Source organism: uncultured Campylobacter sp. (assembly GCF_938030145.1).
Classification (GTDB): domain Bacteria; phylum Campylobacterota; class Campylobacteria; order Campylobacterales; family Campylobacteraceae; genus Campylobacter_B.
In genome coordinates this window covers 50,746-65,549 of record NZ_CALHGM010000030.1, presented here as the reverse complement: position 1 = coordinate 65,549, position 14,804 = coordinate 50,746, and the positions used below count along the sequence as shown (strand labels likewise).

Here is a 14,804-nt window from a genome sequence, read left to right as displayed (position 1 = left end):
CGATGGAACTATTCGGCGGCGAAAATTTAATCAGGCTTCTGGGCGGACTCGGGGTCACGCTGCAAATCGCGCTAATCTCTATCGCAGTTTCGCTCGCTCTAGGCTTGGTACTTGGAATTTTAATGGCCTCGGGGCGCAGAGCCCTATACATCCCGCTTAAAATTTGCCTAGAGATCGTGCGCATCATGCCGCCCATCGTTTGGCTATTTATCGTATATTTCGGCGCGAGCAAGGCATTTGGCATCCACATCTCAAATATCGCGGCTTCGATCATCGTCTTTAGCATCTGGGGTGTTTTTGAGATGATGGATCTGGTGCGCGGCGCCGTGCTTAGCATCCCTAAGCATCAGTTCGAAAGCGCCGAAGCGCTCGCATTTAGCAGATCTCAAATTTATCTCTACGTGATCCTGCCGCTTGCGATGAGGCGGCTAGTGCCCGCAACGATAAATTTATTCAGCAGGATGATAAAAACAACCTCGATCGCCGTGCTTATCGGCGTTATCGAGCTCGTCAAGGTCGGACAGCAGATCATCGAAGTAAATGTCTTCCGCGACAATTACGCGCCGCTAATCATCTATGGAGCGATATTTTTCGTATATTTTTTGATCTGCTATCCGATCTCGGCGCTTTCGAAAAAACTAGAAAACAGGTGGAGCTGATGGAAATTTTAAAAATCGATAAAGTTAATAAATTCTACGGCGAACTGCACGCGCTAAAGGACGTCAGCCTTAGCGTCGCGCAGGGCGAAGTCGTTGTGATCCTAGGTCCTAGCGGCTGCGGCAAAAGCACCCTACTTCGCACGATCAACGGCTTAGAGCCGGTACAAAGCGGAAATTTTATAATCGAGGGCGAGCGGATCGATCAAAATTTCAAAGAGTGGCGTAGGATCAGGCAAAAGATCGGCATGGTCTTTCAAAGCTACGAGCTTTTCGACCACTTAAACGTGCTGCATAATATAATCCTAGGTCCCGTGAAAGTCCAAGGCGTACCGCGCGAGCAAGCTGTAGAGCTAGCCAGGCATTGGCTCAAAATCGTAGGACTAGAAAATAAAGAGCGAGCCTATCCCAAAGAACTTAGCGGCGGGCAGAAGCAGCGCATCGCAATCGTGCGAAGCCTTGTGATGAAGCCCAAGATCATGCTTTTTGACGAGGTTACCGCGGCACTTGATCCCGAGATCGTGCGCGAGGTGCTCGACGTAATGCTAAATCTCGCCAAAGAGGGACAGACGATGCTAATCGTAACGCACGAGATGGGCTTTGCGCGCGCCGTAGCCGATCGTATAGTTTTTATGGATGAGGGAAGCATCGTGGAGATTAATGAGCCGGAGGCGTTCTTTACCACGCCGAAGAGAGCGCGCGCGAAGAAATTTTTAAATATGTTCGAATTTAAAAAATAAATTTTAATAAAGGAGAAAAGATGAAAAAAACGCTAAGCACGCTTTTTATCTTAGGTGCGTTATTTTTCGCAGGTTGCAACGACGAGGGCAAAGGCTCCTCAAATTCCGCGCAAGGTTCCGCCGCGCCGCAAAGTTATATCGACGGGATTAAAAAGCGCGGCGTAGTAAAGATCGCGGTTTTCGGCGATAAGCCGCCGTTTGGCTATATCGACGAGACGGGTAAAAACGCGGGATATGACGTGTATTTTGCAAAACGCATCGCAAAGGAGCTCTTAGGCGATGAGAGCAAGGTGCAGTTCGTGCTCGTAGAGGCCGCCAATCGCGCGGAATTTTTGGCGTCGGATAAGGTCGATATCACGCTTGCAAATTTCACCGTCACGCCTGAGCGCAAAGAGGTCGTGGATTTCGCGCTGCCGTATATGAAGGTAGCCCTAGGCGTCGCAAGCAAGGGCGGCGATATCACCGACGTTTCGCAGCTTAAAGACAAAACGCTTTTAATCAACAAAGGCACGACCGCAGATCTGTATTTTACGAAAAACCATCCCGAGATCAAGCTTTTAAAATTTGACCAAAATACCGAGACTTTCGGTGCGATGCTGGACGGCAGGGGCGATGCGATCGCGCATGATAATACGCTTTTGTTTGCGTGGACGAAGTCAAATCCTGGCTTTAAGGTAGGTATCCGCTCGCTGGGCGATCAGGACGTCATCGCGCCTGCGGTCAAAAAGGGCAACGACGAGCTTCGCAAATGGCTTGACGATCTAATCGTAAAGCTCGCGGGCGAGAAATTTTTTCACGCTGACTACGACGCGACGCTAGCGCCGGTATATGGCGACGATATCAAGGCTGACGACGTCGTAATTGAGGGCGGGAAGCTATAAATTTAGATTCGCCGTCTAGTTTAGCGGGGCAATCTTATTAAGCCCTGCACCTCGCAGGAACGAGCCGCCGTAACTTTACCGGAAACGGCGGCTGCAAACGCCAAAGTGGCGGCGAGCGCTTTTATAAGATAACTAAATTTATCGATCTTGCGGCAGAGTTTTGCTTCCACGCGGCGAATTTGCCGCGGAGTAAATTTTAGCCGAGATGGAATACAGCCTAGCGCGGGTTGTTGCGGCAAAATTTAAGTCGCGCGCGGCGACATAAAATTTCAAGCGATAGTAGAATTCTAATGCAAACTGCTCGTGCGGTAAAAATTTTGCCGTGCGAGCAATGATAAATCGCGAGCACTCGCTCATTAAACGGATCGGGAATTTATAAAATTTTATCGGCTCATGCAGCCTGCAAAATCTTATACCAACGCCTTCCGCGTGCGTTCCATCTTTCAGTTGGCTCGCGTGAAGAAGCGATCGTACATCCGCCCAAACGCACGATCCGCGCAGCGCATCCGTTTCCACACCCGGCTGTACAACGCATCCGTGCCGCTGTCGCTAAGCCTACGATCGCGTGCGTTTTGTCTGCATATCTGTGTGTCGCCAGAGCCGTATGCAGCCCGCCGCCTCCGCCATACTCCACAGCGCCGCCGCCCGCTTCATTCGCTCCAAATTTTACGGTTCAAATTTAGCTCGCTCACGATACCCACAAGCGCGCCGATCTCATCTACATAAAGCGCTATCGTAGCGTCCTGCTTTAGCGAGCAGTCGATTCTAGGCTCGAAATTATCGCGCCAGGTCTCGATCGCCACGTAAATTTTATCCTCCCTTAGCACCGCGTTTATCTGCGAGCCCAGCCTTAGATAAACCTCCGTCAGTCGCTGCATCAAAAGCGGCGTCAGAGCGTATCTCGCGCCTACCTGATCGGTCGTATAGACGTCGAAAAACTCCTCAAATTTCACGTCGTCCATATTCGCTCTCTGCCCGTATTTGCGCAGATTTCGCGAGTTTTTGTGACACACCCGCACCTCGCAGCTAAGCCTTTTGTGAAAGTCCGCGACGAAAAGCACTCCGTGAAATTTTACGTCGGTGCGAGTACCGTTTTTGGTGCGCACCTTTTCAGCGGCATAAAAGTCGCTAAATCTAACGCGCACGCCCTGCACCTCCCCGCTCATCATATCCTCGCTCGATTGCTCGTTTATGTAGCAGTCGTAAATTTCAAAAAACTCATCCGTCCCCAATCCGCCGCTTTCATCGTAGCTAAGCCCGAAGCTTTTTGCGATACTCGCGACGACCCTGCTTTTAAAATTTGATCTGAAATTTCGTCTTTTACTCGCCGTTAAAAGAGCGCTCACGACGCCGTAAACGGAGATGCCGAAAAATACGCCGGCCGCCACTTCGTCCCAAAAGCGCGCCACCAGTGCGCCCACGCCGGTCCCTACGACAGCGGCGATTAGACCAGCCTTTTTCACCGCTTTTTGCAGCGCCGCGCGCTCATCCTCCAGGCTCTGCAGATCGGTGAAGAAGTTAAATTTTGACTGAGTTGCGCCGTCTTTCTCGCTCCCGCCCTCGCCTTCGGCGGCTTTAGGCTCAAACCTTCCGTAGGTAGAGGATGTGCGGCTATCGCTGTCTTTGGAGCCGCTACCCTCGCCCGCTTCGGCTTTTAATACCCGCCCCTCTTTCGCATCGGCGCCTAAAATTTGCCCATTTTGTGCCGCACCCTGCCCTAGCGCGCCCCTGTCTTGCGCCGTATCAAAGCCGCTAAATTTATCAAAATTTGCGCGCTGCGCGCCCTCATTTTTGCCAAAGCTTAAGCTGTAAAATAAGCGGTAGAGCAGTCCGTTTAAAACTGGAAAGATGATGAAAAGCACGACTATAAGCCAATTCGTATCAAATGAGACGGGTTCCGCCCTGGTATTCAAAAACACGTAAAGTCCGAGCAGCAGCAGGGTTGTCAAAAATGAGACGAGCTTGCTAATGCGCGCGAGCTTTTCGCGCCGTTTTTCAAGTAGGTAAAGCTCCTCTAAATCGCCGTTTCTATCCATAATCCGCCTTTTGTAGTGCATTTAAGCGCCGGTTCATTTGTCGCGCGTAAATTTAAACGTTCGCGCGCCGCCGCCTGATCGCCGCTAAATTTAGCGCAAAGCCGCGCCCTACTGCAAAATTTTAAAATTTGCTCCGCCACTTTAAATTTAGCCGCTGTAAAATTTTAAATTTCGTCCTTGCCGCGCCGCAGCTTGCTTAATGCGGGCAAATCTTTAGCGCCTCTTTCAGCCGCCCTAGCCCGTCTTTTAGCAGCGCCCTAGAAGTCGCGATATTTAGGCGCAAAAATTTCTCGCCGCCCTTGCCGTATTGCGCACCGCAGGAGAGATACAGCCCCGTTTTTTCGCGGATGAAGCGCGCAAGCTCCGCGCTATCCTGCGTGTAAGCGCCCGCGTCAAGCCACATCAGATAAGTCGCGTCTTGCGGCACGACATGCACCTGCGGAAGCTCACGCGCGATAAATTCCGTCGCGAATTTACGATTTTCGCTGAGGTATTCGCGCAGAGCATCCAGCCACGCGGCACCCTTCGTAAATGCAGCGATCGCTCCTTGGACGCCGAAAAAATTCGGCTCGGCGATGTCGTCGGAATTTAGCGCCTTTGAAATTTTATGACGCAAGCGCTTATCTGCGGCAAAGACCGCCGCACTTTGCAGCCCCGCGATATTAAACGCCTTCGTAGGAGCGATTATGGAAGCTGAAATTTTCTCGCACGTCTCGCTCGCGGCAGCAAATGGCGTGTAACGCACGCCGGGCTCAGTCAGATCGCAATGCACCTCATCGCTAAGTACCGTCGCGCCGTGCTTTTCGCACAGCTCGCCGATACGAGCAAGATCGTCTCTGCTAAAGGTGCGGCCGACCGGATTGTGCGGATTGCAAAGGATAAAAAGCGTCGTCTGCGGATCGGCGAGCTTAGCCTGTAGATCATCCCAATCGATGCTATAATCGCCGCTAGCGTAGGCAAGTTCGTTTTGCAACGGCACGCGGGCGGCGTTTTTGATGCAGTAATAAAAGCAGTTATAAACCGGGCTCATCAGCAGCACGTTTTCGGCGGGCGAGGTGAGCTTGCGGATGATCGAATCGATCGCAGGCAGCGTGCCGCCAGCATAGATCAGCCACTCCTTTTGGATTTCATAATCGTGGCGCGCGAGCCACCAGCCTTGATACGCGCTGCGCCACTCATCATCGATAATCGAATAGCCCAAAACCCGCTCGTTCAGCCGCTTTTGCAGAGCCTCGATGATCTCGGGCGCGACGGCAAAGTCCATATCCGCGACCCACATCGGAAGCTCATTCTCGCCTACGTCCCATTTAAGCGACTTCGTGCCGCGGCGGTTCGGCAACGTGTCGAAGTCGTATTTCTCCTTGCCACTTATAAAATCAAAAAGCCCCATCTTACGCCCTTAATTCAGTAATAATTTCAGTTTTAGACGCGTCCGTTGCGCCGTCTAGGATCAGCTCGCCGATGCTTTCTGCGCGGATTAGCCCGCTGCTCGGATTTTTGACGCTATCGATCGCGCCTTTTACTTCGGCATGCACGTCGCTGTATTCAAACGCTAGCGTCGTATTTATGAGCTCGCAGTCTTGCAAGCGCAAATTTTGCATATAGCAAAAGCCTTGCAGGCTCTCGATCTTGCAGTTTCGCAGCGTTACGTTTTTGGAATTCCACCCGAAGTACTCGCCCGCGATGAAGCAGTCCTCGATGAGGATATTTTCGCAGTTCCAAAACGCGTCCTTGGATAGGAGTTTGGAGTTTTTGATCGTTACGTTTCTGCAGCCGTCGAAGCAGTAATCCCCGAAGAGCGATAGATTTTCGATGCTTAAGCTTTCGCAATCAAGGCCGAAATACGCGCCCCTTGCGGTGACGTTTTTTAGCGTGACGTCGCTGCAGTGCCACAAGGTCTCCTGCGCATCGTGGAATTCCACATTTTGCAACGCGGCGTCTTTTACGCGGCGAAGCCCCTTGGGCGCGCCGTAGAGGCAGTCTTTTAGCACCACACCGCGGCTATACCAGATCCCTGCGCGCGCGATCTCGTCAAAGAAGCAGTCCTGCGCGCGGATATTTTCGGCATACCAAAACGGATATTTCCACTCAAATTTACAGTTTTGCGCGACGATATTTGCGCTGTGTTTTAGAGGCGACTCGCCCTCGCCGAAGACGGAATTTTCGATCCGCAGATCCTTTGCGCCGAACAGCGCGCGCTCGCCGCTAAAGTGCTTTTGTCTTAATATTTGCATGGCTTTCCTTAGATTTAAAATTTGCTTCAGATTATACAAGGAATTTCAAAATTCCGCGTAGCTTAGGCGTATGAAACGCAAGCGAATTTTAAAAATTTTAAAATTTAAAGGCGACGAGGGGCTAAATTTGACGCGCCTCGGTAGCGGTTACGAAACATATGCGGCGAATGCGCGGCAAATAGCCGCGCGCTTATAAGAAGTCAATGGTGCGCTTGCAAAATGCCCATAAGCGCGCCTAGATCACTACGGCTATTCGCGTATTTGTGCAGGCATCCGTGTCTGCCCGCGACGGGCGTCGCTCGAAAGATACATAAAATTTCTCGCAAGCGTCGCTTTAAAATTTATAAAATTTTCTCCGAGCAACGTGTAAATTTTAGCAGACGTCGCAAAGAAGCGTAAAATTTTATACCATATTGCGACGGGGCGCGTCTAATGCTCGTGGTGATGCAAGTGGATATCTTCGCCGCGGTCTCGATCTGTAGCGCGCTTTCGCAGATCAAAATACACAAAAAGCCCACTAGGCTCGCCATCCTCGTAAATTTCAAGTTTGTAGCGCATTACGGCGTGCGTGCACACTGCAACATCAAGCGTCGCTTCATAGCCGTCTGCGCTGCGCTTTAGCGGGAATTCTGCATTGCCCATATTCATACTCACGCCCGAAATTTTAACGCTCGGATTTTTCAGCTCACGCGAAATTCCGCTTATTTTTAGCTCGTTTGCTCCCGCTTCGATCGGATGGCGCGCCACGCTAAAGAGCGCCTTCTGCCCGCCCGCGTTAGTCTCGCAGTCCTGTGCGGCTAGATTGCAACCCAGACGCGTCCTTATGTCCTTAAATAATGCATCGCTCTCATCCGCGCCAAATCCTAAAGTAGCGGCGAAAATCAAGCTAAAACGTAGAGCCTTTATCATTATGATCCTTTGTAAATGAAATTTGTACGCAATTTTAGCAGAAAATTCCGCGCCTATTAAAAATATTTATTAAAATTTTAGCTAAAATAACGATATCTTTTACGAAAGGATGAAAAATGGCTGAGTTTTTAATCAAAGACGCCAAGGACGGCTGCAAATTCGATCTACTTTATGACGGGCACGTACTGTGCACCTCCGAGGTTTACACGAGCAAGGCCGCTTGCAAAAACGGCATCGAAAGCGTCGCAAAAAACGCCGCGCTAAATAAGATCGAGGATCAAATCTCAGGCGGCGAGAAGCTAAACAATCCGAAATTTGAGCTTTACACCGATAAAGCAGACAAGGTTCGCTTCCGCCTAACGGCCAGCAACGGACAGATCATCGCCGTTAGTAAAGATTTTGAGGCCAAAGCGGACGCTCTAAAAGTAATAGAGCTTATCGTCAAACAGGCTCCGAAAGCCAAGATCAAGGAGGCGTAAATGGACATAAACGGACTTGTAAATATGGTCTCTGCACTCAAAAACGACGATAAAAATTTAAGAGAATTTCAAAGCGGCCCTGTCGCTTTTATCGAAAAATTTCTAGGCGTGGACCTGCCGGACGATCAGATAAATGCGATAATTGCGGGCATCAGCTCAAATTTTTTAAGCAAAAACGAAAGCGGCGGATCTAGCTCGCTAGGCTCGATGCTGGGTGGACTTTTGGGCGGCGGCGAGGACGTGCAAGCAAACGCCGTCGATAGCAAAGGTGTGGATTTTAGTGCGCTGATCGGCAAAATCGCAAGCGCCAAGCTCGACCTCAACGGCGACGGCAAAATCGATATCAACGACGCAAGTAGCTTTTTGGGCGATCTTTTAGGAGGAGGCGCAAACGGCGAAGATAAGGGGTTAAATTTAGACAGCCTGCTAAAAACGTTTAAAATTTAAACGAGGCTAAATTTAAAACGCAGGCCGGATTTTGCGCGACGATATTTAAATTTGCGCACGCTATTTTAATCCGCGCCTGCGTCGTTTAACGCTCGCGTGAAGGGTTTAAATTTATGCTGTATTGCGCGCAAAAACCTCGCGCTTAATTAAGGCGGACTTAAATTTAAAGCAAAAAAGACATTGAATTTAAGCCGCTTCTTTGTAGCATTTTATTTATGCTGCCTCGGTAGAGCGCTCTGCTCCGTTCTTTTGATCGTCCATATTGAGCCAAAATAACCACGAACTCTGCTTTAAATTTTATCTTTGCTCTTTAACGTCCGCTTCAAATTTAATCGCTCTTTGGCTCGGTTTCATTTCGCTACCCATTCAAATGCCCGCACAGCGCGCCAAAGCATATAGTCAAATTTTATCAAAATTTTAAAAACGGCTATAAATTAAGCGCGAAAGAGTTCGCCTAAAAAGGATATATTTTATTTCTATTTACTGTTTAGGTAGTATAATCGTTCTCGTCCGACAAGATAAAACCTCCTTTTTGTATGAAGCCCGAGTTTAAAAGCTCGGGCTTTTTTTATGCCCGAAATTCTGCTATAATCCCGCCAAAAACTGCAAGGAAATTTTATGCTTTCACATATCGACGAAAACAATATGCCGCGCATGGTGGATGTCGGCGCTAAGGATGATAGCGAGCGCGTAGCCACCGCTAGCGGTATCATCCGCATGAGCGCGGAGGCGTTTGCCGCCGTCAAGCAAAACACGGCCAAAAAAGGCCCCGTGCTTCAAACCGCCGTCGTTGCCGCGATAATGGGCGCTAAAAAGACGAGCGAGCTAATACCAATGACTCATCCGCTTACGATTACTTCGATTAAAACCGATATTGAGGAGCTTGCGAGCGAATGCGCGTTTAAACTTTTCGTAACTGTAAAAATCACGGGCAAAACGGGCGTCGAGATGGAGGCGCTAACGGGCGTGAGCGTGGGGCTACTGACGATTTACGATATGCTAAAAGCGATAGATAAATCGATGCAGATCACCGACGTCGTGCTGCAACGCAAAGAGGGGGGCAAGAGTGGCGTGTATACTAGGAGCTGAAAAGCCCAAAATCGACTATCCGCTCTTTTGGGAATACAAAATCATCCTGGACGCAAGCACCCAAAAGCGCGAGCAGATCGATGAAATTTTAAAGGGCGAAAATTACAAAATAGACTTTTCGCGCTTTTCAAACGGCGGCAAATATATGAGCTTCAACGTAAGCGTTTTCGTTAAAGACGACTTGCATCGAAACGAAATTTTCGAGCGCTTAAAGGCTCATTTTAAATACATACTGTAGGAGAGGATATGAAGGAAAAACTGATAGAAAAATTCGGCGCCGATCTCGCGCAAATTTCACAAGCCGAGCTGGCAGCCTGCGTGCAAAATTTAGCCTTTGAACAGAGCCTGAAGTCTCTGTGCGGGCTAAGCGAAGATGAAAAAAGCGCTAAAAGCGCCGAGCTAATTTTAAGCTTTGCCGCCGAGCTTGACGAAATAGGAGCGCTAAAGGACGCCTCCTCCGAAGCGCTAATCGAGGGGGTAAAAAAGGCGCTGTGCGACGAGGACGAGCAGGGGCTTTACAAGCTCATCTACGACTACGACGATCTGCGCAAAAAGATCGCTTGCAAACAAAAGGCGATTAAAACCCTTGTTTTGCGCAGCTACGATGATCTGGATACCGCGCTGCAAAACGCAAGCGAAACAGAGCTAAAAGAGCGCATAGGCTCGGCGCTACAGCGCGCGATTGCGAGCAAACTGCCGCTTGCGGATGTGCTGAAAGAAGCAAGCGAGCTAGCCTTCATAAGCGTACTCGAAAGCGGAACCGACATCGAGGATACCGCGCACGAGACGGCGAAAAACATCGCATTTTCGGCTATAGGCGACGGGGAATTTACGAAATTCCGCACAAAAGAAATTTCAAAAATCATCATAAATCGCGCGATTTTCGTCGCAAACGAGAGCAAAAATACAGCCTCTGCGCTGATTAGAGGCGCGATTTTAGGCTGCTACGACGGCATAAACAAAGCCGCCGAGAGATATCGCGACGAGCTAAGTTTCTCGCCAGCAAGCGACGCACAGAGCCTAGAGAACGAAAGGCTTCAAATTTCGCAGATGAGCGAGCTATTTAGCGCGGTTTTAAGCGACGCGATCGCAAGCTCGGAGGAGCCCGCTAAAAGCGAGATCGCCAAGATCGCCGATGAAGAATTCGGAGGCTACCTGGCTAAATTTAGAAAAATTTCAAGCGATCTTGCCGAGCAACTAAGCGCCAAAATCGGTGAGATCGAGCTTGGCGAGCGCGCGAAAAAGGCGAGCGCCAAAGCGCGCGAAATCACTCAAGAGCTGAGCCAAAAAAGCGCCAAAATCATCGAAAACCTCGATCTGGACGAGAAGCTCGACGCAATCAAAAAAGAGCTTAGCGAATTTGAAAAGAAGATGAGCCAAAAATTTGCCGAGCTAAAAAGCTCCGACGTCGCCAAAAACGTAAGCGAAAGGGCGCGCGAGATGAGCGCTAAGGCTTACGAGGCCGCAAAAGAAACGATCGCCAAGCTAAAGTCCAAAAAGGACTAAATGGGTGCCGCAGGCGCAAAATCCCTAGCGGTAAACACTCAGCGCTCACTGCTTTGCGCTGCAAAATTTACTAGCATGCCTTAAAGCTCGCGTGCCCTAAAAGAAAGGAGCTTTCGTTAGAGTTTGCGAGGCCTGCGCAGAATTCTTTATGCGCTTTAACGGCGCTGTAAAATTCCATGCCGATAAAGAATTTTACGAATTTTGCATAACTAAATTTAGATGTGCGCTGCAAAATTCCGTGCCGCCAAAAATCCTACGGCGATGTGAGACCCCGGTCCAACCAAATCTTGCCGCAGTGATAAAATTCTAAGTGCAAGATTTTATAGCTGACGTGACGCATATAAAATTCCAAAGCCGGCGCGGAATTTTAAGCTTGAAATTTCATCGCGTAGATTTGCGTAGCAGAATTTTAAAATTCTAAACGCGTAAAATTTTAAAATTCCATCCAAAATGATACAGTGCGGCTTGCAGTTTGAAATTTTATCCCGCTGCGCGCAAATGAAATTCCGCGAGATAAAATTCTACGAAAAGGCGTCTTGACGTTTGGCATTTCTGCGATCATTTCAATTCCCACAACGAAATTTTATTGTAGCGCAAGATGCAATGTGAAAGGATACCGCTAAGCTAACAATTAGAATTTTACGTTGCAAAGATTAGCGCGGCTCATCTCAAATCATAGCAACATCCGAGCCCATCTTATCGCGCGATTTGATTGTGCAAATTTCAAATTGCTCTTATCCGCCCGAACCGAGCGCCTTGTGTAAATAAAATTCTACCGGATTTATCGTTGCGTAAATTTAAAACCGCACCCCCGCTCTATTTGGGCGCAGAGGCGCCTTATTTATACAACGTCGCACTTGGATTTGGATAAATCCACTACTTTCACACAGCAATGCCTCGTTTACGCCACGATAAAATTCTGCGAAATCTCCGCTAAATTTTATCGCTAAATTACAAAGCCTAATTCTATTTTAAAGGCGACGAGCGTCCTTAAATTTTACGGCAAATTCCAAATAGATCGCGCCTGCAAAATCCGGCAATCCAAAATAAAATTCTAAAAATTTAATCAAATTTCGCTAAAATCGCCGCAAAATTCCAAGGAGAAAAGATGAAAAAAATAGCTCTTTTAATATCCTTTGCTGCGATGATGATTTTTACCGGCTGCGCGAGTACCACGCAAGGCGGCGCCGTAGGCATCGACCGCTCGCAATTCATCACCGTAAGCGAAGCTGAAATGGATCAAAGTGCCGCGCTTGCCTACAAGCAAATTACCGCCCAAGCAAACGCCAAGCACGTCCTAAATACCGATAAAAAGCTAACTGATCGCGTTAGAGGCATCTCGAAGCGCCTAATCGCTCAAGTTGGCGCATTTCGCAAAGACGCACTGAAATGGAACTGGCAGGTAAACGTCATCAACGACCCTACGATCAATGCTTGGTGTATGCCTGGCGGTCGCATCGTCGTATATACTGGCATCATCGAAAAGCTTAAGCTTACCGATGCCGAGCTGGCTGCTATTTTGGGGCACGAGATGTCGCACGCACTGCGCGAACACAGTCGCGAGCGAGCCTCGACTGAGCAGATGAAAGATGTCGGTATCGCTGTAGCAAGCTCCGCAGCAGGGCTTGGAGATCTAGGCTCAGCGGCTTTGAACATGGCGGCGCAATACACCTTCACGCTGCCGTTTTCGCGCACGCATGAGACCGAGGCCGATCTGATGGGCGTCGAGCTGATGGCGCGCGCGGGATACGATCCAAGGGCGGCGATAAACGTCTGGGAGAAGATGAATAAGCTAAATGAGAGCCATCCGCTTAAATTTATGTCCACGCACCCTTCAAACGACGATCGCATCGCCGATCTAAAAGAGGTGATGCCGAAAGTCTTGCCGCTTTACGAGGCTGCCACAAGAAATAGATAGTCTTGCGATTTAAAATTTCGCAAGAGCTTGCGCGCTAAGGTTTTTTAAGTAGCAGGTTTTATCGTCGCATTTAAATTTCTTAATGGGCTTACGCGTGGCGCTAGGATTATCCGCCGCAGCGCATAAGCTCTATTGCGATAAAATCTCGCCGCAACAAAGGTCTGCCGCAGCGCGAAATTTTAAATTACCGCAGAATTCTACGAGCGGGCGCGAGGTATTTTCCGCGCCTTTTGGATTTTAAAGCGTTTTTAGATATAATCATAAATATTTATTTTTAAATTTCAAAGGATAAGAAATTTGGACACGGACAGTTCGGTTTTAATGTTAGTTTTAGCTTTTGTATTCATCTTTATGAATGCTTTTTTTGTTCTTTCGGAATTCTCAATCGTCAAAGTAAGAAAGTCTCGCCTCGAAGAGCTTATCAAGGATAAAATTCCAAACGCAAAGCTCGCTTTTAAAATTTCAAACTCCCTAGACACCTACCTCAGCGCCACACAGCTAGGCATCACGATAAGTTCGCTCGCCCTCGGCTGGATCGGCGAGCCCGCGGTATCAAGACTGATCGAGCTGCCACTAAGATCCATCGGCATAGGCGGCGGAGCGGCGGCGCATACGATCGCCTTCGTCATATCTTTTACGCTCGTTACGTTATTTCATGTCGTACTCGGCGAGCTGGTGCCAAAATCCATCGCTATTGCTAAAACCGAGAAGATCGTGCTTTTTATCTCTAGACCGCTTCATATTTTTTGGATTATGTTTTTTCCGATCATCAAGGCATTTGACTTCATCGCTGCCGTCTCACTTAAAATCATCGGCGTAAAGCCCGCCAAAGAGAGCGAGCTCGCGCTTTCTGACGAGGAGATCAAAATCATCGCAAGCGAGAGCCTAAAAGGCGGCGTGCTCGATAGCCTAGAGACCGAGATCATCAAAAACGCCGTCGATTTCAGCGACACGGTCGCTAAAGAGATAATGACGCCGAGGCGCGATCTCATATGCCTAAATAAGCAAAAAAGCTACGACGAAAACTATGCAACCGTATTGCAGTCGAAATTTACGCGCTTTCCATATATCGACGGCAGCAAGGATAACGTCCTAGGCCTCATCCACATCCGCGACATCATCCAACAAAAGGGAGATAAAAGCTTCGATAAGATCGTGCGCAAGCTCATCATCGTGCCTGAAAACAGCCCGATCTCTAAAATTTTACCTATGATGAATAAGCAGCGCATTTTTGCCGCGCTCGTCATCGACGAATACGGCGGCACGGCGGGATTTTTGACGATGGAAGATATAATAGAAGAAATTTTTGGCGATATCAACGACGAGCACGACGCGAATGCGCAAAATTTCAAACGTATCGACGAGAACACCTTTGAGTTTAGAGGGCGTTTCGAGATCGAAGGCGTCGAGGAGGTGATGGGCATCGACTTCGACGAGGAGACCGAGCAGCTAACGATCGGCGGCTACGTCTTTAATCTCTTCGGCAGCCTACCTGAAATCGGCGATAAAATAAGCGATGAAAACTGCGATTACGAAGTACTGCGAATGGATGGCACGAGGGTCTCGCTCGTAAAAGCGATCAAAAAAGTAGTCGCGCAGCCGCAAGAAAACGAAGAGGCTGAGAAAAATAACTAAGCCAAAGTGCGGGTTAATAAAATTCCACTTTGCAATGCTGCGCGCCGTAAATTTTAAGCGCGCTGCCACTTGCGACGCCGCTAATTCTCATTTCGGGCAAAAATTTTTTGCTGCTACCACATAGATGCCCTAATAGCGAACAGGAATGCCCGCCGCCCTTCAGAGCGCCATAAAGTGCTATTTATAAGTCCTCTTCATATTACAAACGAAAGGCGAGATTCTACCGCAAAAATTCTGCCAGAGCGACGCTAAATAGAATTTCTTGATGAGCCTA

At 48.8% G+C, this 14,804-nt stretch carries 14 protein-coding genes; 10 read left to right on the top strand and 4 right to left on the bottom strand.

What is annotated here, in order from left to right:
- The first annotated feature begins 2 nt into the window (after positions 1-2).
- From Q0323_RS05755 to Q0323_RS05745, 3 genes are read left to right on the top strand one after another with little or no spacing between them, the layout of a single operon-like run.
- The gene (locus Q0323_RS05755; protein ID WP_298052418.1) at positions 3-659 is read left to right on the top strand and encodes an amino acid ABC transporter permease; all 657 of its coding nucleotides are present in this window, start codon (positions 3-5) and stop codon (positions 657-659) included.
- Complete coding sequence (locus Q0323_RS05750) at positions 659-1,396, top strand: amino acid ABC transporter ATP-binding protein (RefSeq protein ID WP_298052415.1); 738 nt, start codon at positions 659-661, stop codon at positions 1,394-1,396. Before Q0323_RS05755 ends, Q0323_RS05750 begins: the two co-directional genes overlap by 1 nt.
- 20 nt (positions 1,397-1,416) lie before the next feature.
- The gene (locus Q0323_RS05745) at positions 1,417-2,277 is read left to right on the top strand and encodes a cysteine ABC transporter substrate-binding protein (protein WP_298052412.1); all 861 of its coding nucleotides are present in this window, start codon (positions 1,417-1,419) and stop codon (positions 2,275-2,277) included.
- Between the two features lie 650 nt (positions 2,278-2,927).
- On the opposite strand, the gene Q0323_RS05740 is transcribed toward Q0323_RS05745, so the two are convergent.
- The 4 genes from Q0323_RS05740 to Q0323_RS05725 form a co-directional block, all read right to left on the bottom strand.
- Positions 2,928-4,313, bottom strand: a complete 1,386-nt coding sequence (locus Q0323_RS05740; RefSeq protein ID WP_298052410.1) for a DUF3137 domain-containing protein — start codon at positions 4,311-4,313, stop codon at positions 2,928-2,930.
- 196 nt (positions 4,314-4,509) lie between these two features.
- Positions 4,510-5,703, bottom strand: a complete 1,194-nt coding sequence (locus Q0323_RS05735) for a MalY/PatB family protein (RefSeq protein ID WP_298052407.1) — start codon at positions 5,701-5,703, stop codon at positions 4,510-4,512.
- A gap of 1 nt (position 5,704) precedes the next feature.
- On the bottom strand, positions 5,705-6,547 hold the full coding sequence (locus Q0323_RS05730; protein ID WP_298052404.1) for a DUF3737 family protein: 843 nt from the start codon (positions 6,545-6,547) through the stop codon (positions 5,705-5,707).
- A 429-nt stretch (positions 6,548-6,976) separates the two neighbouring features.
- Complete coding sequence (locus Q0323_RS05725; RefSeq protein ID WP_297904142.1) at positions 6,977-7,456, bottom strand: hypothetical protein; 480 nt, start codon at positions 7,454-7,456, stop codon at positions 6,977-6,979.
- Positions 7,457-7,572: 116 nt separating this feature from the next.
- Here Q0323_RS05725 and Q0323_RS05720 point away from each other — a divergent pair, with 116 nt between their 5' ends.
- The 7 genes from Q0323_RS05720 to Q0323_RS05690 all read left to right on the top strand — a co-directional run bounded on the left by Q0323_RS05720 (position 7,573) and on the right by Q0323_RS05690 (position 14,530).
- On the top strand, positions 7,573-7,935 hold the full coding sequence (locus tag Q0323_RS05720) for a DUF1508 domain-containing protein (protein ID WP_298052401.1): 363 nt from the start codon (positions 7,573-7,575) through the stop codon (positions 7,933-7,935).
- Positions 7,936-8,382, top strand: coding sequence for a hypothetical protein (locus Q0323_RS05715; protein WP_298052398.1), 447 nt, complete (start codon positions 7,936-7,938; stop codon positions 8,380-8,382).
- 618 nt (positions 8,383-9,000) lie between these two features.
- Positions 9,001-9,471: a cyclic pyranopterin monophosphate synthase MoaC gene (moaC, locus tag Q0323_RS05710; RefSeq protein ID WP_297917802.1), complete on the top strand. Its 471-nt coding sequence runs from the start codon at positions 9,001-9,003 to the stop codon at positions 9,469-9,471.
- Positions 9,449-9,709 (top strand): DUF493 domain-containing protein, encoded by a 261-nt coding sequence (locus Q0323_RS05705; protein WP_297961700.1) that lies wholly within the window; start codon positions 9,449-9,451, stop codon positions 9,707-9,709. The genes moaC and Q0323_RS05705 overlap by 23 nt, the downstream gene beginning before the upstream one ends.
- Before the next feature lie 8 nt (positions 9,710-9,717).
- Positions 9,718-10,977 carry a hypothetical protein gene (locus Q0323_RS05700; protein WP_298052395.1) on the top strand — a complete coding sequence of 420 codons (1,260 nt, stop codon included), beginning with the start codon at positions 9,718-9,720 and terminating at the stop codon, positions 10,975-10,977.
- Between the two features lie 1,108 nt (positions 10,978-12,085).
- Positions 12,086-12,895 carry a M48 family metallopeptidase gene (locus tag Q0323_RS05695; RefSeq protein WP_297945685.1) on the top strand — a complete coding sequence of 270 codons (810 nt, stop codon included), beginning with the start codon at positions 12,086-12,088 and terminating at the stop codon, positions 12,893-12,895.
- Between the two features lie 321 nt (positions 12,896-13,216).
- Positions 13,217-14,530, top strand: a complete 1,314-nt coding sequence (locus Q0323_RS05690; RefSeq protein ID WP_297943960.1) for a hemolysin family protein — start codon at positions 13,217-13,219, stop codon at positions 14,528-14,530.
- The last annotated feature ends 274 nt before the right edge of the window (positions 14,531-14,804 follow it).

Bases quoted from the DNA above. Each gene is read 5' to 3' on its own strand.
- Q0323_RS05755 (WP_298052418.1), top strand. From the start codon at position 3: ATGGAACTATTCGGCGGCGAAAATTTAATCAGGCTTCTGGGCGGACTC.
- Q0323_RS05750 (WP_298052415.1), top strand. From the start codon at position 659: ATGGAAATTTTAAAAATCGATAAAGTTAATAAATTCTACGGCGAACTG.
- Q0323_RS05745 (WP_298052412.1), top strand. From the start codon at position 1,417: ATGAAAAAAACGCTAAGCACGCTTTTTATCTTAGGTGCGTTATTTTTC.
- Q0323_RS05740 (WP_298052410.1), bottom strand. From the start codon at position 4,313: ATGGATAGAAACGGCGATTTAGAGGAGCTTTACCTACTTGAAAAACGG.
- Q0323_RS05735 (WP_298052407.1), bottom strand. From the start codon at position 5,703: ATGGGGCTTTTTGATTTTATAAGTGGCAAGGAGAAATACGACTTCGAC.
- Q0323_RS05730 (WP_298052404.1), bottom strand. From the start codon at position 6,547: ATGCAAATATTAAGACAAAAGCACTTTAGCGGCGAGCGCGCGCTGTTC.
- Q0323_RS05725 (WP_297904142.1), bottom strand. From the start codon at position 7,456: ATGATAAAGGCTCTACGTTTTAGCTTGATTTTCGCCGCTACTTTAGGA.
- Q0323_RS05720 (WP_298052401.1), top strand. From the start codon at position 7,573: ATGGCTGAGTTTTTAATCAAAGACGCCAAGGACGGCTGCAAATTCGAT.
- Q0323_RS05715 (WP_298052398.1), top strand. From the start codon at position 7,936: ATGGACATAAACGGACTTGTAAATATGGTCTCTGCACTCAAAAACGAC.
- moaC (WP_297917802.1), top strand. From the start codon at position 9,001: ATGCTTTCACATATCGACGAAAACAATATGCCGCGCATGGTGGATGTC.
- Q0323_RS05700 (WP_298052395.1), top strand. From the start codon at position 9,718: ATGAAGGAAAAACTGATAGAAAAATTCGGCGCCGATCTCGCGCAAATT.
- Q0323_RS05695 (WP_297945685.1), top strand. From the start codon at position 12,086: ATGAAAAAAATAGCTCTTTTAATATCCTTTGCTGCGATGATGATTTTT.
- Q0323_RS05690 (WP_297943960.1), top strand. From the start codon at position 13,217: ATGTTAGTTTTAGCTTTTGTATTCATCTTTATGAATGCTTTTTTTGTT.